At 67.3% G+C, this 19159-nt stretch carries 15 protein-coding genes; 7 read left to right on the forward strand and 8 right to left on the reverse strand.

What is annotated here, in order from left to right; all coding sequences use genetic code 11:
* The first annotated feature begins 15 nt into the window (after window positions 1-15).
* Window positions 16-1104, forward strand: a complete 1089-nt coding sequence (locus NLI89_RS01965; RefSeq protein ID WP_302675568.1) for a Gfo/Idh/MocA family protein — start codon at window positions 16-18, stop codon at window positions 1102-1104.
* Here the strand turns inward: NLI89_RS01965 and NLI89_RS01970 are convergent.
* The 4 genes from NLI89_RS01970 to NLI89_RS01985 form a co-directional block, all read right to left on the reverse strand.
* Window positions 1055-2407 carry an MFS transporter gene (locus NLI89_RS01970; RefSeq protein ID WP_254685471.1) on the reverse strand — a complete coding sequence of 451 codons (1353 nt, stop codon included), beginning with the start codon at window positions 2405-2407 and terminating at the stop codon, window positions 1055-1057. The genes NLI89_RS01965 and NLI89_RS01970 overlap by 50 nt on opposite strands.
* Entirely contained in the window at window positions 2385-4460 is a 2076-nt protein-coding gene (locus NLI89_RS01975; protein ID WP_254685472.1) for a glycoside hydrolase domain-containing protein, read from the reverse strand. The genes NLI89_RS01970 and NLI89_RS01975 overlap by 23 nt, the downstream gene beginning before the upstream one ends.
* Before the next feature lie 179 nt (window positions 4461-4639).
* A complete protein-coding gene (locus tag NLI89_RS01980) occupies window positions 4640-5857 on the reverse strand; it encodes a YdcF family protein (RefSeq protein WP_254685620.1) in 1218 nt (405 codons plus the stop codon).
* 14 nt (window positions 5858-5871) lie between these two features.
* Window positions 5872-8439, reverse strand: coding sequence for a TonB-dependent receptor domain-containing protein (locus NLI89_RS01985; RefSeq protein WP_254685473.1), 2568 nt, complete (start codon window positions 8437-8439; stop codon window positions 5872-5874).
* 113 nt (window positions 8440-8552) lie between these two features.
* On the opposite strand from NLI89_RS01985, the gene NLI89_RS01990 reads away from it, so the two are divergent.
* From NLI89_RS01990 to NLI89_RS02015, 6 genes are all read left to right on the forward strand, one after another.
* Window positions 8553-9671 carry an ROK family transcriptional regulator gene (locus NLI89_RS01990; protein WP_254685474.1) on the forward strand — a complete coding sequence of 373 codons (1119 nt, stop codon included), beginning with the start codon at window positions 8553-8555 and terminating at the stop codon, window positions 9669-9671.
* 108 nt (window positions 9672-9779) lie between these two features.
* Window positions 9780-10463: an NAD(P)H-dependent oxidoreductase gene (locus NLI89_RS01995; protein WP_254685475.1), complete on the forward strand. Its 684-nt coding sequence runs from the start codon at window positions 9780-9782 to the stop codon at window positions 10461-10463.
* A 40-nt stretch (window positions 10464-10503) separates the two neighbouring features.
* Window positions 10504-11541 (forward strand): alcohol dehydrogenase AdhP, encoded by a 1038-nt coding sequence (gene adhP / locus NLI89_RS02000; RefSeq protein ID WP_254685476.1) that lies wholly within the window; start codon window positions 10504-10506, stop codon window positions 11539-11541.
* A 74-nt stretch (window positions 11542-11615) separates the two neighbouring features.
* A complete protein-coding gene (locus NLI89_RS02005; protein ID WP_254685621.1) occupies window positions 11616-13943 on the forward strand; it encodes a phosphoketolase family protein in 2328 nt (775 codons plus the stop codon).
* Window positions 13934-14944, forward strand: coding sequence for an acetate/propionate family kinase (locus NLI89_RS02010; protein WP_254685477.1), 1011 nt, complete (start codon window positions 13934-13936; stop codon window positions 14942-14944). The genes NLI89_RS02005 and NLI89_RS02010 overlap by 10 nt, the downstream gene beginning before the upstream one ends.
* A 128-nt stretch (window positions 14945-15072) precedes the next feature.
* Entirely contained in the window at window positions 15073-15357 is a 285-nt protein-coding gene (locus NLI89_RS02015) for a hypothetical protein (protein WP_254685478.1), read from the forward strand.
* Window positions 15358-15386: 29 nt separating this feature from the next.
* Here NLI89_RS02015 and NLI89_RS02020 read toward each other — a convergent pair whose 3' ends face one another.
* The 4 genes from NLI89_RS02020 to NLI89_RS02035 form a co-directional block, all read right to left on the reverse strand.
* A complete protein-coding gene (locus tag NLI89_RS02020; protein ID WP_254685479.1) occupies window positions 15387-15809 on the reverse strand; it encodes a hypothetical protein in 423 nt (140 codons plus the stop codon).
* A gap of 82 nt (window positions 15810-15891) precedes the next feature.
* Window positions 15892-16524 (reverse strand): response regulator transcription factor, encoded by a 633-nt coding sequence (locus tag NLI89_RS02025; RefSeq protein WP_254685480.1) that lies wholly within the window; start codon window positions 16522-16524, stop codon window positions 15892-15894.
* A complete protein-coding gene (locus tag NLI89_RS02030) occupies window positions 16517-18076 on the reverse strand; it encodes a PAS domain-containing sensor histidine kinase (protein WP_254685481.1) in 1560 nt (519 codons plus the stop codon). The genes NLI89_RS02025 and NLI89_RS02030 overlap by 8 nt, the downstream gene beginning before the upstream one ends.
* A gap of 256 nt (window positions 18077-18332) precedes the next feature.
* Window positions 18333-19151, reverse strand: coding sequence for a universal stress protein (locus NLI89_RS02035; protein WP_254685482.1), 819 nt, complete (start codon window positions 19149-19151; stop codon window positions 18333-18335).
* Window positions 19152-19159: the final 8 nt, after the last annotated feature.

Below are 19159 nucleotides of genomic sequence, written 5' to 3' on the forward strand. Positions count from 1 at the left end.
ATAGGGATAGTCAGCTTGGTAGCCACGATCAGATACGGCGTCGTCGGAACGGGCATGATGGGCGTCGAACACATCCGCAACCTGGCGATCCTGCCGGGCGCCGAGATCGTCGCGATCGCCGATCCGGTCGCGACCTCGATCGGCTGGGCGACCGACGCGCTTGGCGACCGTGCCGCCAAGGTCGCACTGTTCGACAACGTCGAGGCGTTCGCGAAGGGCGCCGACGTCGATGCGATCGTCATAGCCTCGCCCAACAACACGCACCGCGACGTGCTGGCGCGGCTGTTCGACATGGACGCCGCGATCCTCTGCGAGAAGCCGCTGGCGACGACGATCGAGGACGCCCGCTGGATCGTCGACCGCGCCGCGTCCCACGCAAAACCGTTCTGGACCGGCATGGAATACCGCTTCATGCCGCCCGCCGCCGCGTTCATCGATCGGGTGAAGGGCGGGCGGGTCGGCAAGCTCCAGATGCTGTCGATCCGCGAGCACCGCTTTCCATTCCTCCCCAAAGTCGGCGACTGGAACCGCTTTTCGCGCAACACCGGCGGCACGATGGTCGAGAAATGCTGCCATTTCTTCGACCTGATGCGGCTGATCGTCGGGTCCGAAGCGGTCCGCGTCTACTGCTCGGGCGCGATGGACGTGAACCACCTCGACGAACGCTATGACGGCGAACAGCCCGACATAATCGACAACAGCTACACGACGGTCGATTTCGCCAACGGGGTCCGCGCGATGCTCGACCTCAGTATGTTCGCCGACGGTGCCGAGAACCAGGAGGAGATGTCCGCGACCGGCGACGCCGCGCGCCTCGACGTGCTGATTCCCGCGGGCGAGCTGGTCTATTCCCCCCGCGTCGGCTTCCTGAACCCGAAGGCGGTCGAACGCAGCCACGTCGCCGTCGACCCCGCCGCCAAAGCCGCCGGCTCGCACGAGGGCGCGACCTATTATCAGCACGCCGCGTTCGCCGCCGCGGTGCGCGGGGAGGGGCCGGTCCAGGTCACCGCAGAGGATGGCCTGCGCGCCGTTGCGATCGGCACTGCCGCCGAGATCAGCGCGCGCGAGCACCGCGTCGTAACGATGGCAGAACTAGGCGTTTAGGGACCTTTGCGAGGCGAGCGCGGGACGGCAGGACGATCGCAAGGCATGTGACGGTCCCGATCAGCGGGACCGACCAAGCCATGACCAGCAAGTTCGAGCCGCTTCCAGCTGAAAGGGGCGTCGCGACCGCCCAGCCGATCAGCGATAATCCGTGGCCGAGCAGTGCACCGCTGAGACCGCCCCCGGTCTTCAGTATCAACAACAGCAATGCCACGGGGAGCGCTTCGAAGCGGACGCCGGTGCGGTGTTCGCCGTGATCGATGGCGCTGGCCAGCAGCACCCAAAGCATCATCTGCAACCCGGCATTGCCGACCCCGAACAGCGCGATCCCGGCGATCGCCACGGGCACCGTCGCGAACAGCACCAGACCGGCGGCGATCGACATCAGCGCCAGCCCGAGAACCTGACGCTGTCCCGTCCGCCGCGCGATCGCCATCCAGCCCGGCAGCGCGAGCAACTGCGCCAGTGCCAGCGTCGTCAGCGCCCGGCCAGTCCACCCGGCATCGTGGAACACACCCTTGCCGATGTACGCGAACGACCGGGCGAAGAACGGCAGTGTCAACGCCTGGATGAAGCCAAGTGCCATCAACAGCAGCAACGGCCGGTTGCCGAGGATCCAGGCGAGCGGCGCGCGCGGGGCCGAGGTACCGGGTACGACCACCGATCGCGGCGCGGAAGCAGCCGACAGCCACAGGGTCGCGACATAGGCGAGGGCTGCACCGCCGGTGACCGCGAGGAGGCCATAACCACCGCCGTCGACCGCGGGATCGACGAATGCACGCGCGAAATGGGCGACGGTCAGCGCACCGAGGCAGCTGAACATATAACGCAAGCCGGACAGCGTCGTCGCGGCGCCCGGCGCACGTGTCATCCGCATCATCAGCGCGTTGTGCGCGACGTCGCACACCGAATAGGCGGTGCGGAACAGCAGCACCATCACGGTCGCCCATGCGAGGATCGCCGGTCCCCGCCAGCCGGGATCGAGGAAGAACAGCGTGAAGAACACCCCGACGAGGGGCGCACCGACGAACAGCAGCCGCCGGTACAGCCCGAGCCGGTCCGCGGACCGATCGACCAGCCGGCCGAGCAGCGGATCGCAGACGCCATCCCAGACCAGCCCTACCATCACCACCAGCCCGGCCGCCGCTGGCGACACACCCCAGCGTTCGGTCAGGACGAACAGAAGGAAGACATCCATCGTCGACGCTAGGACGTTCTTGCCGAAATTGCCGCTCGCATAGCCGATCATCCGGGCCCGCTGGACCGGGGAATCGACGACTTCAGCGGGGGCGGCTTGCTCCATGCTTTGGCGTCTTAGCGGCGACGTCTTGCAGTTGCGGGACAATTCGTGTGGCGGTCGTGACGGTGGTCGTGATCGTCAGCGTGCCGCCGCGGAGCAGGTCGGCGTGCTGGACGCGGTAGTTCGGAAGCGGCCGTCCGTTGAGGCTGGCCTGCGTGATCCGGCCGTCCTCGGGACCAGAACGCTGGATCGTCAGCGTGCGGCCCTTGCCGAGATCGATGTCGGAGCGGGCGAACGCCGGGGTCGTCACGACGTACCACGGCTCGCCGGGTACCAGCGGATACAGGCCGAGCGTCGCGAACACGTACCAGGCGGTCATCCCGCCGGCGTCGTCGTCCATCCCGTCGGCGAAACCCTGCGGCGACAGCGCGAAGCTGCGGCCGACGAACGGCACCGGCAGCTTGCCGCTGTTGGTATAGGGGTGCGCGATAGGCTTGGTCAGGATCGTCCGGACGAGGTCGGCGGTGGCTTGCGGCTGGCCCAGCGCGGCGAACATCCACGGCACCTGGATGTCGGGCTCGTTGGTCATGTTGAACAGGCCGGCATCGAAGAAATGATGCAGTTCGCCGAGCAGTCGATCGCGCCCGACCGTTTGCGTCATCCAGGGCAGGTCGAAGATCGGCGCCCAGCGATATTGCCACAAGGTGCCCTGATACAGCCCGCGCGCCTTGACCACGTCACCGTCCGCGCCGGGTGTCTGGAACACCGATCGCCACATCGGGCGATAGCTCTGTGCCTTGGCGGTGAATTTCTTCGCGAGGTCGGTGCGGCCGAGATCGCGCGCGAGTTCGGCGGTCGCCCAATCGTCATAGGCCGCCTCGATCTGCTCGTCGGGCGTGCCGCGCTTGAGCGTGTCGCTGTCCGCCGCCATTCCCGCCAGCGCTGCGGCCGCGTCGAACGCGATGCCCTTGCGGTGCATGTCGAGCAGCGCGATCCCGGCATGCTCGGTGCGGACCGTCAGGAACGGCTCGTTGGGCGTCGACCACTGCGCCTTGCCGCCTGCGTAGAGCGCGACCAGCGACTGCGCGATATCCGCGCTGCGCTCGGGCTGGAGCAGCGCGAGCAGCGGCATCTGGGTGCGGTAATTGTCCCATAGCGACCAGTTGGTGTAGCGCGTCCGGCCCTTGGGTGAGGTCTGCACCGCGCCGCCATTGTCGCGGTGGCGCCCGTCGGGATCGTCGATCGCGACCGGGGTTTCCATGACGCGGTAGAGCGACGTGTAGAACAGCGCGCGCTGGCCTCGCGAACCGCTCGGCACCACGCGGCCGAGGACGCGGTTCCAGCCGGCGCGCGTCTCGCTCGCGACGGCGGCGAGGGACTTGCTGCCGATTTCGGTGTCGCGGACCGACGCCGCGCCGCGTCCGTCGACGGTCGATAGCCCGGTGCGGATTTCGATCGCGTCGCCCGCTTTGCCGGCGATGTGGAGCGTCGCCAGATCGTTCGCGCCGGTGGTCAGCCTTTGGTGGATCGGCCGGCCGTTGACGAGGATGCGGCTGGCGCTGTGGAGATGATACGCGCCCTGATCGCAGACCGTGCCCGCGACGAGGTCGGCGCGGAGGTCGTCGCTGGCGAGGCTCGCCCAACTCGCTGCCAGCCGCTTCGAATAGCTGTGTCGCGGGTCGATCCTGAGATCGACCGTGCCGGCGCGGGGCAGGGTGAAGCGCAACACGCCCGCGCCGCGCGTCGCCGCCATCTCGGCGAGGATGCCACCGTCGTAGCGGACACGGTACACGCCGGGGCGCGCCGTCTCGCTGCGCTTGTCGATCCGCGCGGGGCCGGGCTTGTCGGCATAGCGCAGCGAGATCATCAGGTCGCCGCCCGCGCCGCCGCAACCGACTCCGACGCCGCGGGTATGCGAGAAGCCGAGCAATGTGGTCGCGGCATGGTCGTAGCCGGCGTGGTTGGCGGGGCTGGTGTCGGGGCCGAGCTGCATCATGCCGAATGGGGCCACGGCGGCGGGGGAGAGTTGGCCGAAGTCGGCGAGCGTGCCGACGAAGGGGTCGACGAGGTCGGCGGGGGTTTGTTGTGCGGTTAGGGCGGCAGGGGTTGCCAACATGGCCGCGAACAGCAGACCCGTCCTCAAACCGCTCCACCCCGGCGAAGGCCGGGGCCCAGGTGGGAAGGTCGGCGTAACCGAGCGCAGCCCTCCGTTAGCACCGTCCCCCAACTGGGCCCCGGCCTTCGCCGGGGTGGAGGCAGCAGTGTTTACCGGGGTGGGGTACCTGAAATACTCGCTCATGGATCAAGAGGATCGCGCGGATCGTGGCGTAGGGATAGTCGCGACGGCTGAAATTCCAGATCGTACACCGATAGCCGCCGCCCGATCGCGCCCGGCTGATAGCCCAGTTCCGTGCGGTTGCGGTCGGGCGACGGCTGAAATTCCAGATCGTACACCGATAGCCGTCGACCGATCGCACCCGGCTGATAGCCCAGTTCCGTGCGGTTGCGGTCGGTGAAGGTCTGGCTTTCGATGTATTTGCTTTGCTCGGCGTCGGTGACGATCAACGTCGGCCGGTCGAGCGGGATGCCGAGCGCCACCATCCGCCGCGTCGCGTTGCGCAGGTTGGTGGTCGTGTGGCGCGCATAGGGTTCGAGGATCACGCGGTCGGCGGGAATGCCGTAGCGCTCGATCAGCGCGCGGCGGATCTCGACGGCTTCGACGAACCGCGTGCCACGCGGATGCACCGCGCTGCCCGAGACGAGGATGAACGGCGCGAGACCCTGGCGATAGCGTTGCGCGGCGAGCAGCGCGTGGAGCTTGCTGCGCGGGCTGAGCGTGGTGCTCGTATCTTCAGGCCCGACGCCGGGCACGATCAGCAGCGAGTAGCGGAACGCCTTCCAGTCGGTCCGCGCGGCCAGTGTGCGTGCGCCTGCATTCTCGCGCTGGTCGAGCGGTTCGAACCGCGTCGCCGCCGTCGCATCGTTGGCATCGAGCAACGCCACAGCCAACCGCACGCTGGCCGCGATCGTCGCGGGCGGCGCATCCGACGCGGCGCGCGCGGTATCGATCGCGACCTTCACGCTGTCGGCGAAGAAGGGCGTTTCAGTGGCGAAGATCGGTCCGTCGACCTTCGGGTAGCGTCCGGGCAAGCCGAGGCCGTAGACCCGGAGCACGACGTTCAGTGCCTCGAGTTCCTGATCGATGCCGGCCGCCACCGACAGATCGGCATTCGACTTTGGCCGGGCGCCATTCCTGGACAGACTGGCGACGACCGTCGCCCGGTCCAGATCGGTCCATATCGTCGCCTCGATCGCGCAGGCGGGTACGCCTTCGCACGCGGCAATCCGTCGCGCCCGCGTATCGAGCGCCCCAGCCGGCAACCGCCCCAGCGCGCCGAGCATCGGAAACAGACGCTCCGACAGCGTGTCGACGACCGTGTCGCTGACCGCCACCGGTGCAAGCGTCTCGGCCCACACCGGTGCAGCCGCCGTCATCGCCAGCGCCGCAAGCATCAAACGCAAGCCCGTCACCAGGACTTGCTGACCACGAGGCGGACGTTGCGACCGAAATTCGGTCGGCCGTAGATCGCGTCGGCCGTGCCCTGGCCGCTCAACTGGTCGGTGCGCGTATTGCCTTCGGTCAGGCCCTTGGCATTGAACAGATTGTCGCCGACGACCTGCATCTGCCACGTGTCGTGCGTCAGCGTGATCCCCGCGCCGACCGTCTGGTAGGCGGGCAGCGCGGTGTTGTTGAAGAAGTCGACATAGCGTTTGCCGGTATATTCGTAGCGGCCGTAGATCTGCACGGCACTGCCCGCGACGTCGAAGTCGACCGAGGGACGGATGTTGCCGTAAACCTTGGGTTCGCGGACGAGCTGGTTGCCCTCGACATCGCCGGCGCTCGCGCCATTGGCGTTGACGAGGCTCTTATATTGCGGATCGCTGATCGTCAGCGCGCCGGTCACCGCGAAGCCGTATGGCAGCGCGAGGTTGCCATCGATCTCGATACCCTTGATCTCCGCCTTGCCGACGAACGGTACCGACTGATCGTTGCGGCCGGTGACCGGATCGAGTGCGACGAACGACGCGTTGAGCGGATCATAGCGCGTATAGAAGCCGATCAGGTACAGGTAAGACCGGCCGAACGCGGCCTTCAGCCCGACCTCGTACTGGTTCGCCTTCGACGTGATGATCGTCGGGTTGATCTGATACGTCACCTGCGTCGAGGGCGGCGTTTCGAGATGCGACGCGCGGGCATAGGCGCCGAGATGCTGCGTGACGTCGTAGTTGATGCCGCCGGTCCAGTTGGTGATGTTCGGGCTCAGCTTCGAATTGATGATCTGGCCGGTGAACGCACGGACGCCGTCGTCGGCCAGCGTGGTCGGGTCGCCGAGATTGGCGGAGGTCGTCGCGAACGCATAGCCGTTGTAGCTGTACCGTTCGTGGCGGACACCGCCGTCCAGGGTCAGGCCCTTGGTCAGTTCCCACGTGTCGTTGGCGTAGAGCGCGTACATCTTCGCGTCGGTGTTGCCGCGGTTGAGCGTGGTCGTATAGCGCAGCACGCCGTTGTCGGTGACCGAACCGACCGCCTGGCCGGCGGCGTTGTACGCGATCAGATCGAGCGTGCGCGGCTTGCCCTTCACTTCGAGCAGATAGTCCTGATACGCGACCTCGTTGGTCTCGCCGTACAGGCTGCCGTATACGCCGACGCGGAGATCGTGCGTGCCGAAGCCGGTCGCAATCGAGCGCGTGACGCTGAGATCACCCTGCGTCGAATAGTATTTCGAGACGACGTCGCGGAACTGCGCGGGAACGACGAGGCCGGAGGCGCTGTTCGGGTCGTAGACCTCCGCGCCGTTGGTGCCGGCGATCGCATAGCCGAGCCGGGTGACGCCGGCGCCGAACGCCTTGCGGGCGTTATCCAGGTTGGTCGGGGTGCCGATCCCGTTGCTGGTCGCATTGGCATAGGCGTTGGCATCCGACGGGTTGCTGGTCGAATAGAGCGCGTTGAAATGGAGCTTGCCGACGCTGACGCCGCCCTTCGCCGCGACCTTCCAGCCGTCGTAATCCGCGTCGTACTGGACGCCTACGTTGCCGAACTGGGTGTGGCGACCATTGCCGAGATCGGCGTTTACGTTGCGCGTCGTGCCGTCGGCCTCGCGGAAACGGATGTTCGCGTTGCGCAGCGCGGGCGAGTTCATCGTGCCGCTGAAGAAGTCGATATACTGGTTGAGCGACTTGCTGGGATCGCGCGGGTCGGCGGTCGGGATCGGCAGATAGAAGACGTTGTGGTCGTTCAGGTAATTGCCGGACACGCGCAGCGATCCGTTGCTGAAGTCGTGCTTGATGTTGGCGCGGACCTGGCCGCCGCGATCGTTGGGGAAGCCGTTGTCGCGGTAACCGTCGTGGCGGCGCAGGAACCCGCCGATCGCGTAATAGGTCGAATCGTCGATCGGGCCCGCCTGGTACGCGTCGAGCCGGTAGAGGCCGGTATCGCCGAGCGTCACCTGCGCCTTGCCGCGCGTCGTATCGGTGCCCGACACGGTGATGTTGTTGACGATCGCCGCGGCATAGCTGGCATAGACCGGGGCAGGGCCGCCGCGCACGACCTCGACGCGCTGCGTCATCAGGTCGAACCGGTTGATGCTGTCGCCGCGGAAGAAATTGCCGTCATTCTCGTGGAACATCGGCAACCCGTCCTGCTGGAAGGTGACGAGGCCACCGTCGCTCGGCAGGCCACGCAGGCGGATGATGTTCTGGACCTCGCCGCCGGTATTCTCGACCGCGAAGCCGGGCAGCTTGCCGAGCAGGTCGGCGAAGTTGATCGGCGCAAGCTTCTGGATGTCGGCGTTGCTGAGCGAATTGACCGCGTAGGACACGTCGAAGCGGCGTTGCTGGCGGGCCGAGCCGGTGACGATGATGTCGCCGCCGGTTTCGGGCGCTGCGGCATCGGGTGTCGTGGCGTCCGGTGCGGCGGCTTCCGGTACTGCATCGGCCGGGGGTGTGGCGGGAGCGGTCTGCGCCCAGGCCGGCGACTGCGCGGCAATGCTCAACGCGATAATGGCGCAACCCGTGCGCAAGCCAAACTTAGTCATCTATTCGTCCCCAGCCCTGTTCGATGCCACGCCGCTGGACGCGGAATATGACGATTTTAATTAATTTCATGAAATAAACTAATCGACTATCGGGATCGGCAAGGGAGCGGGCAATGGCCTATGCGAAGCTGAGACTGGACGACGACGAGCGGCGGATCATGCAGGTCCTACGCTCGGTCGGTGGGCGATCGCGCAAGCAACTCGCCGCCGATCTCGCGATGAGCGCGTCGAAGCTGACGCGGCTGTCGAGCAACCTGCTCGCGCACGGACTGATCGAGGAATGTCCGAGCTCGGAGCCGGTGACGCCCGGTCGGCCCGCCGTGCCGCTGCGGATTTCACCCGATGCCGGCTATGCGGTGGGCGCGATGCTCCACCGCGGGCTGATGGAGGTGGCGCTGGTCGATTACGCGGGCGGCGTGATCGCGCACAGCTCGCAGCCGTTCGACGATCCCGATCCACGCGTGTTCGCCGCCCGCGTCACGGCGTCGATGCACGCCATGGCGATCGAGAACCGGCTGCTCGGACGGCGGCTGCTGGGGGTCGGGATCGGCGTTCCGGGCTCGTCGTTGTCGCCCGAGGGGAACCGGCGCTGGACGGTCGACAGTCTTGGGGCATGGCGCGGGATCGACCTCAAGACGCTGTTCGAGGAGCATATCGGCCACCGGATCTGGATCGAGAACGATGCCAACACCGCGGCGCTGGCGGAATATTATGTCGGTGGGCTGATGCGGCGCTGCTCGACCGCGGTGGTGATCCTGCTCGGCCACGGGATCGGCGCGGGGATCATCGTCGAGGGCCGGATCCTGCGCGGCGCGATGGCGAGCGCGGGCGAGATCGGCTGCCTCTATCCCAACGACCGGCCGCGCCCGTCGACGCTCGACCTGTTTATGACGTTGCGTGAAGCCGGTTGCGAGATCCATTCGCTGGTCGATTTCGAGGCGGTGGTCGCCGGGTATGAAGACGTCGTCGATGCGTGGGTGTATCGCGCCGCGGGGCAGATCGCACCGATCATCAACTGGGGACTCGCGTGGATCGATCCGGGCGAGTTCGTGATCTCAAGCCCGTTGCCGAACCGCATCCTGCGCGCGCTGGTCGAGAACATCGATTTCGGCGCGATGCATATCGGCGATCACGTCAGCGGCGTGCCGATCATCTCGGTATCCACGCTGGAGGGTGCCGCGGCGACGATCGGTGCGGCCCTGCTGCCGATCCATGCGACGACCGTGGCGTAAGCGCACAAACGATCAGCCCTGCGTAGTTTCCGAGGGTCAACGCATCGCTGCCGAAGCCCTAGTTCTGCAGGACCCCGACAGGTTTCGGGGATCGGCGGAGAGCTAGTGATGATCGTAGAAGGCCATGTAGCGACGGGGGGCCGCCACGCGGTCATCCTCTGCCACCCCGGCCCGGCCAGCTTCAACCATGCGATCGCTGATGCCTATTGCGCGGCGGTCCGTGCGGCCGGGCAGGATGTCGTGTTGCGCGACCTGTATGCGATCGGGTTCGACCCGGTGCTGAAGGCGGCGGAGCGGCCGACCAATGTCGCGGCGACCTACGGCCAGGACGTGCTCGACGAGATCGAGCATATCGCCGGGTGCGACGTGTTCGTGCTGATCTATCCGATCTGGTTCGGGACCCCGCCGGCGATGCTGAAGGGCTATGTCGAACGCGTGTTCGGGGCTGGCGTGCAGCCCGAGGCGATGCAGGGGCGGGCGCGTACCAACCTGCTCGGCGGCAAGCGGCTGCTCAGTTTCTCCACCTCCGCGGCGAGCAAGATCTGGCTCGACGAACAGGGGCAGGGGCAGGGCCTCAACAGCGTCTTCGACCAGTATCTGGTCCACGCGTTCGGGATGCGATCGCAGGAGCATCGCCGGTTCGCGCATATCGTGCCGGGGCTCAGTGCGCGGTTCGCCGACCAGTATCTGCGCGATGTCGCCGCGCAGGCGCAGCGGACCTGCGCGCAGATCGCGTTCGGGGACGAGGCGCTGCTCGCCGACCCCGCGCTCGTCATCCGGATGGCGCGTTGATCTTCCCGTATCTTCAAGCCCGCATCTTCAAGGACGTTTCATGACCCGTATGATGCAAGCCGCCGTCGTCGAGGCATTCGGCAAACCCCTGACCTTGCGCGAATGGCCGGTGCCGAGCGCCGGGCCGGGGCAGATCCTCGTCAAAACCGAAGCGTGCGGGGTCTGCCACACCGATCTGCACGCGGCGCGTGGCGACTGGCCGGTCAAGCCGGTGCCGCCGTTCATTCCCGGCCATGAGGGGATCGGCATCGTCGTCGAGGTCGGCGCGGGCGTGACGATCGTCAAGCTCGGCGACCGGGTCGGCGTGCCGTGGCTCTATTCCGCGTGCGGACACTGCGAATATTGCCTGTCCGCGTGGGAGACGGTGTGCGCCGAGGCGCAGTTCGGCGGCTATACGCGCAATGGCGGGTTCGCGGAGTATATCCTCGCCGATCCGAACTATGTAGCGCACATCCCCGCCGGATTGTCCGCGGTCGAGGCGGCGCCGATCATCTGCGCAGGCATCACGACCTACAAGGGCATCAAGGAAACGGGCGCACGACCGGGCGAGTGGATCGCGATCTCGGGTGTCGGCGGGCTGGGGCATTTGGCGGTGCAATATGCCAAGGCGATGGGGTTGCGCGTCGCCGCGGTCGACGTCGACGCGGGCAAGCTCGCGCATGCCGAGGCCTTGGGCGCGGGGCTGTTGATCGATGCCCGCAAGAAGGATGCGATCGCCGCGCTCAAGGACGGCACGGGCGGCGGCGCGCACGGCGTCCTGATCACGGCGCCGTCGCTGGTCGCGTTCAACCAGGGCGTGGCGATGACCCGCCGGCGCGGGACATGCGTGCTGGTCGGCCTGCCACCGGGCGACTTCCCGCTGCCGCTGTTCGACGTGGTGGCGAACTGCATCACCGTGCGCGGATCGTTCGTCGGCACGCGCAAGGACATGGCCGAGGCGCTCGCCTTTGCCGCCGACGGCAAGGTTAAGGCGGATATCGAATTGCAGCCCTTGTCGGCGATCAACGCCATCTTCGACCGCCTCGAACACGGCCAGGTCGCCTCGCGCGTCGTCCTCGATTTCGGAAGCCAGTCATGAACGATATCGCGACGCGGTCGTCGGCCTTGGTGCCGAACACGACGCACCCCAAGACGCATCCGCTGTCCCCGGACATGCTGCGGCGGATGGACGCGTATTGGCGGGCGGCGAATTATCTGTCGGTTGGCCAGATCTATCTGCGCGACAACGCGTTGCTCGATCGGCCGCTGACGATCGCCGACGTCAAGCCGCGGCTGCTCGGCCACTGGGGCACGACGCCGGGACTGAACTTCCTGTACGTCCATCTCAACCGGCTGATCGTCGAGCACGATCTCGACATGATCAACATCATCGGGCCGGGGCATGGCGGGCCGGGGCTTGTGGCCAACACGTATCTGGAGGGCTCGTACACCGAACGCTATCCGGCGATCGAGCGGAGCCGATCGGGCATGCACCGGCTGTTCCGGCAGTTCTCGTGGCCGGGCGGTATCCCGAGCCATGTCGCGCCCGAGACGCCGGGATCGATTCACGAGGGCGGCGAGCTGGGGTATTCTCTGGCGCACGCGTACGGCGCGGCGTTCGACAATCCCGACCTGATCGTCGCGTGCGTGGTCGGGGACGGCGAGGCGGAGACCGGCGCGCTGGCGGCGAGCTGGCATTCGAACAAGTTCCTCAATCCCGCGCGCGACGGCGCGGTGCTGCCGATCCTGCATCTCAACGGCTTCAAGATCGCCAACCCGACGATCCTTGCGCGGATCGACGGGCATGAACTCGACGCGTTGCTGCGCGGCTATGGGCATGAGCCCTATTATGTCGGCGGCAGCGATCCGGCCGCGGTCCACCAGCAGCTCGCCGCCGCGCTCGACAAGGCACTGGCGAAGATCCAGGCGATCCAGGCGGCGGCGCGGGTCGAGGGCGTGACGCCCGAGCGTCCGCGCTGGCCGATGATCGTGTTCCGCACGCCGAAGGGCTGGACCGGGCCGAAGTTCGTCGACGGCAAGCCGGTCGAGGGCACGTGGCGCGCGCATCAGGTGCCGATCGCGGACTTCAAGGATCCCGAGCACCTGCGCCTGCTCGAAGACTGGATGCGGAGCTATCGGCCCGAGGAGCTGTTCGACGCGAATGGTAAGTTTCTGGAGGACTATGCCTCGCTTGCGCCGACCGGGCATCGGCGGATGGGCGCGAATCCGCATGCCAATGGCGGCGAGCTGATGGTGCCGTTGTCGCTGCCCGATTTTCGCAGCTTTGCGGTGCCGGTGGACGCGCCGGGCACGGTGAAGGCGGAAGCGACGCGGGTGCTCGGCCGCTATTTGCGCGACGTGATGAAGCTCAACCTCGCGAGCGTGAACTTCCGCCTGTTCGGGCCGGACGAGACCGCGTCGAACCGACTTGCCGACGTGTACGATGTGTCGGGCAAGGTCTGGATGGCGGAGATCGAGGCGGTCGACGAGCATCTTGGGCCCGACGGGCGCGTGATGGAGGTGCTGAGCGAGCATCTCTGCCAGGGCTGGTTGGAGGGGTATCTGCTGACCGGGCGGCACGGACTGTTCTCGTGTTACGAGGCGTTCGTCCACATCGTGGATTCGATGGTCAACCAGCATGCCAAGTGGCTGAAGACGACCAGGACGATCCCGTGGCGGCGGCCGATCGCCTCGCTCAACTATCTGCTGACCTCGCATGTCTGGCGGCAGGACCACAACGGCCTGTCGCACCAGGATCCGGGGTTCATCGATCATGTCGCGAACAAGACTGCGGACGTGACGCGGATCTACCTGCCGCCGGATGCGAACTGCCTGTTGTCGGTCGGCGATCATTGCCTGCGCAGCCGTGGGTATGTGAACGTGATCGTCGCGGGCAAGCAGCCCGAGTGGCAATGGCTCGGGATCGACGCGGCGGTGCGGCACTGCACCGCGGGCGCAGGGATCTGGGAATGGGCGGGCAACGATGCCGAGCCCGACGTGGTGATGGCGTGCGCGGGCGACGTGCCGACGCTGGAGACGCTCGCGGCGGTGACGCTGTTGCGGGAGTATTTGCCCGACATCCGTATCCGGGTGGTGAACGTGGTCGACCTGATGGTGTTGCAGCCGCGCTCCGAACATTCGCACGGTCTGGACGAGCGCGAGTTCGATGCGCTGTTCACGCGCGATACGCCGGTGATCTTCGCGTTCCACGGCTATCCGGCGATGATCCACAAGCTGACCTATCGGCGGGCGAACCACGCGAATATCCATGTCCGTGGCTACAAGGAAATGGGGACGACGACGACGCCATTCGACATGGTCGTGCTGAACGATCTCGACCGGTATCGGCTGGCGCTGGATGCGATCGAGCGGATTTCGCGGTTCCAGGACCGGGTGCCGCGCGAGACGGCGCGCTATTGGACGACGATGGAGCGGCACAAGCTGTATATCGCCGAACAGGGCGACGATCTGCCGGAGGTGCGTGACTGGCAATGGGCGTAGTTCTGGCGCTCAATAGCGGATCGTCGTCGCTGAAATACGGGCTTTACGCAGTCGATGGCGATCCGGTCCTGCTGGTCGGTGGGACGATCGAGACGACCGACGACCACGGGCGCTTTTTCGACACGATCGAGACCGCGTTGCAGCGCTTTCCGGCTCCGACGATGATCGGCCACCGCATTGTCCACGGTGGTGCGCATCGCGCCGCGCATTGTCGGATCGACGATGCGGTGATGGCGGATCTGGAAGCGGCGTGTGCGTTCGCGCCGCTGCATGGGCCGGCGTCATTGGCGCTGATCCGGGCGGCGGGGGCGCGCTATCCGGGTGTGCCGCAGGTCGCGTGCTTCGATACGGCGTTCCATGCGGGGATGCCGGACGTCGCGAGCACGCTGCCGATCCCGCGCGCGTATCGGGCGGGCGGGGTGCGACGGTACGGCTTCCACGGCCTGTCGTGCGAGTCGATCGTCCGCCAGCTCGGCGGCGACAGGCCGGCTCGGCTGGTGATCGCGCATCTGGGCAATGGCGCGAGCGTGACCGCGGTGCGCGATGGCGGCTCGATCGACACGAGCATGGGGCTGACCCCGTCCGGCGGCGTGATGATGGCGACGCGGACGGGCGATCTCGATCCGGGCGTGCTGCTGTATCTCCTGCGCGAGACCGGACTGGATGCCTCGGCGCTGGCGACGCTGGTCGATCATGGATCGGGGATGGCTGGGGTCTCCGGGCTGTCCGGTGACATGCGGGTGCTTCGCGCCGCCGCGACCGACGACGCCGACCTCGCGATCCGGATGTTCGAGCGGGCGGTGTGCAAGCAGATCGCGGCGATGATCGCCTCGCTGGGCGGTGCCGACATGCTCGTGCTGACCGGCGGGATCGGCGAGAACGATGCGGCGACGGGGCAGGCGATCCGCGCGGGCCTGGCCTGGATGGCGGGGCTCGACATCCGCACGCTGTCCTCGCAGGAAGACGCGCAGATCGCGCTCCACGGTGCGGCGCTCGCCTGAAGGCCGCCGGAGGTACGTGCTTTCCGAGGCCCGACGGCTTGGTCCGCCCGCGCTAGTGTCTTGATACGGATCAGCCCTTCGATACCCGCATCGTGCGGCGGCGAGGGCGGGCCGGCGGGGACTTCGCCATGAACGCTATCCATACCGAGATGCTCTATTTCCAGCGCCGCCTGGACGCTACGCGAGCGATGGCGGACGCCGCGGCGGGGCCTTGCGCGCGGGTGGCGCATGAGACGCTCGCGCGGTTGTATGGCGAGACGCTGGACGCACTTGCGGCAACGTTGCCGTGCCTGATCGCCGAACCGGTGGCTGCGATCCCGCGGCGTATGTTGCGGGTCGAGCGCGTGGTGACGCCGCCGACGCTGCGTAAGACGACGGCCCGTCCTCGTCTTACGCTGAAGCTCGCCTGCTAGCGCAAGGGCCGCACGCGGGCGTTTTCCCGTCAGCCCTCGGCGTTCCAGGTGGACCAGCCGCGGTCGATCGAGGCGGCGATCGCGGTGAGGAGGGGGGCGTCGCCGGTGGTGCGGTCGAGGATGCGGTCGCCGTGGCGTTCGGCAGCGTGAACCAGCGCAGGCAAGGGCGATCCGCTGTCGAGCAGGATCGCCTTCCCCCGCCAGCCCGAGGCGCGCATCGCTTGCACCACGTCGATGCCGTAGCCGTCCTCGCTATCGCCACCGATATCGACGACGATGCACGAGACGTCGCGCGATCGCGGGTCGGCGAGCAGCGCGGCGCAGGTCGCGTAGGAGCGGACGTCATAGCGTTCGGACACCAGCATGATCTGGCGCGCGCGGCGGATCACCGGGTCGCCGTCGACCAGCGAAATGCCGATGCCGTCATGGGTGTAGGGGAGCTGGTCGGTCATCGCGCGGTCCTTTGTTCCGACCGTGGATGGCACGCGTACTGCGCCCCGTCTGTACGTAGAAGGCGAGGGGCGCGCGGAGGTGTCAGGCGGGCTCGGCGGTTTCGCCCAGCCCGGCGGCGAACGCGATGCGAAGGACATCGGACAGGCTGCGCGCGCCGAGTTTCTCCATCAGATTGGCGCGGTGGACCTCGACCGTGCGGGTGGCGATGTCGAGGTCGTAGGCGATCAGCTTGTTCGGGCGGCCGAGCACCATGCCGTCGAGCACGTCGCGTTCGCGCGGGGTGAGCGCGGCGAGCCGGACGATGGCGTCGGCGGCGGCGAGGTGCTCGCGATCGGACCGTGCGGCGTGGGCAAGCGCGGACTCGATCGCCGCCAGCAGCGCGCTGCGTTCGAACGGCTTTTCGAGGAACTCGATGGCGCCCGCCTTGATCGCGCGGACCGCGAGCGTCACGTCGCCGTGGCCGGTCAGCATGATCACCGGCAGCGCGATACCGGTCTGGGCAAGGCGCGCCTGCACCTCGAACCCGTCCACATCGGGCATGCGGACGTCGAGCAGCACGCAACCCCGCGTCTCGCGCGTCACGACCTTGAGGAAATGCGCACCGGCGGGATAGGTCTCGACCGCGTAGCCGGCCTTGCGCAGGAGGAAGCCGACCGACTGGCGGATCGCCTCGTCGTCGTCGACGATGTGGACCGTGCGGTTCTTGTCAGTCATGGGTTTCGCCTTCAGCGAGTGCGGCGAGGGGGACGGTGAAGTGGAACGCGGTGCCGCCGGTGGCGACGCCGTCCGCCCAGATCCGGCCGCCATGCGCCTCGACGATCGTCCGGCAGATCGACAGGCCGAGGCCCATGCCGTCCTCCTTGGTGGTCGCGAACGCCTCGAACAGGCGTGCGCGGACGGCGGTGTCTATGCCGGTGCCGGTATCCGCGACGGTGATCTGCATACAGCCCTCCCGCTCGGGCGCGGTGGCGATCGTCAGAACCTTTGCGGGGGAGCACGCCATCGACTGGATCGCGTTGCGGATCAGATTGACCAGGACCTGCTGGATCTGGATGCGATCGACCAGCACCATGACGTCACCCGGCGCGGCGTGCCTGGTCACCGTGATCCCCGCCTCGTGCGCGCCCAGCAGGCCAAGGCTGGTCGCCTCCTCGACGAGCAGGTCGAGCCGTTCGTCGCGAAACCCGGTGTCGCCGCCATCGACGAACGCGCGCAGCCGGCGGACTATCGTCCCGGCCCTGAGCGACTGCGCCGCCGCCAGGTCCAGCGCCTCGGCCACGTCGGCCAATAGCGGGTCGTCGCTGTCACCGATCATCGCGCGGGTCGCCTCCAGGTAATTGGCGATCGCGGTCAGCGGCTGGTTGATCTCGTGCGCCAAGGTCGACGCCATCGTGCCCATCGCGCTGACGCGGGAGACGTGGACGAGTTCGGACTGGAGTTCCTTCAACCGGCGTTCGGTGGCGTGGCGGTTGGTGAGGTCGCGGATGAACCCGGTGAAGATCCGTTCGCCGCCGATCGAGGCCTCGCCGACCGCGAGCTCGATCGGGAATGTCTCGCCGCCTTTGCGCATCGCGCGCTCGAGGCGGACGTTGCCGATCACGTGGCGCTCGCCGGTATGGCGGTATTTGCGCAGGTGCGCGTCGTGGTCGCGCGCGTCGGCGTGCGGCATCAGCATCGCCACGTTCTGGCCGACGACCTCGCTCGCCGCATAGCCGAAGACGAGTTCGGCGGCGGCGCTGAACGAGGCGACGATGCCGTTCTCGTTCATCACGATCATCGCGTCGGGGACGGTGTTGAGGATCGAGCGCAGATGATGTTCGCGCCGCACGATCGCGGCCTCGGCGGCCTTTTCGTGGGTGATGTCGCGGATGACCTTGCCGAAACCGCGCAGCGCGCCGGCCTCGTCGTGGAGCGCGGTGATCGTGACCGCGGCGAGAAACTCGGAGCCGTCTTTGCGCACCCGCCAGCTTTCCTCCTCGATCCGGCCGCAGGCATGCGCGCGGGCGAGGTCGGCTTCGGGCTTGCCCGTGGCGATATCGTCGGCCGGGTAAAAGACCGCGACGTCGCGGCCGATGATCTCCGCCTCCGCCCAGCCCTTGATCCGTTCGGCACCGCGGTTCCAGATCGTCACGCGGCCCTGCGGATCGAGCATGTAGATCGCATAGGTCGTCGCGCCGTCGATCAGCAGCCCCAGTTCCTCGGCCAGCGTCGCATCGCCGCGCGCGACGGATGCGGCAGTGCCGTCGGGGAATTGCGACGCGATCATGCGGGCGGTGCGGTTGCTCGTGACACGATTCGGCAAGTCATTGAGACGGGGGCCTTGTCCTGCGGACGATTCCGATCCGTCGGGCGTCGAGGTTTCGACCTCCGACATCGGAATATGACCCATGTTAAGCGAAATATCCACTATACGCCAATAATCCTTCGATAATCGTGATCACCGACAATAATGTCCCGCCGATCGCTATTCTTGGGTTCACCGCTGCGAGCGGCCCCAGATACTTGCCACTCCCGGTCATGGCTCAGTGCGACAACAGGGTGCAGCGCCGGTCACGCAGCAGCAGGTCGCGGGTGACGCCGCCGAATGCCCATTCGCGGATCCGGCTATGGCCGTAGGCGCCTGCGACGACGAGATCGGCCTCGACCTCGTCGGCGACCGCGGCGAGCGTGTCGATGCTGGTGCCTTTCATCCGCGCGACGATCTTGTCCGCGTCGACGCCGTGGCGCGCGAGCCAGGCGGCGGCATCGGCGACCGGCGCCCGTGCGTCGATCGCGTCGATCGCGACCTCGGCGATAACGACGCGGTCGGCGGCGTGGAGCATCGGCAGCGCATCGCTGATCGCACGGCGGCATTCGCGCGTGTCGGTCCAGGCGACCATGACGGTTTCGAACGTCGCGGTGGCAGCGCCGTCGGGAACGACCAGCACCGGTCGGCCGGCGTGCAGGATCAGCTCGCCGGTATCGGCATGCGTCGCGAGGTCCGCGAATCCGGGACCGGCGCTGGTGATGACGAGATCGGCGGCGCGCGCATGCTCCGCCACGACGTGCGCGATGTTGGCGAGCGTCGGGATCGAGCGCCATTCGAGCGTATGCCGCGATAGCCGCTCGTGTGCGTGGAACTCGGTCTTGGCGCGGGCGAGTTCGCCGGCAACGATGTCGCGTTCGATCACCGCGTACTCACCGCCGAGATAGCCGTCGCACGTACCGATCTGGACCGGCTGGCATGCGGCGATGCCGATCACCGCGGCGTCGTATCGGTCGGCGAGCGTGGCCGCGACGTCGAGCAGGGCGGCGTTGGCGCGCCCGCCGTCGAGATGCACCATCAGGGTCGAATAGGTCATGCGCGGTC

This window comes from Sphingomonas faeni (assembly GCF_024273235.1).
GTDB classification, from domain to species: domain Bacteria; phylum Pseudomonadota; class Alphaproteobacteria; order Sphingomonadales; family Sphingomonadaceae; genus Sphingomonas; species Sphingomonas faeni_A.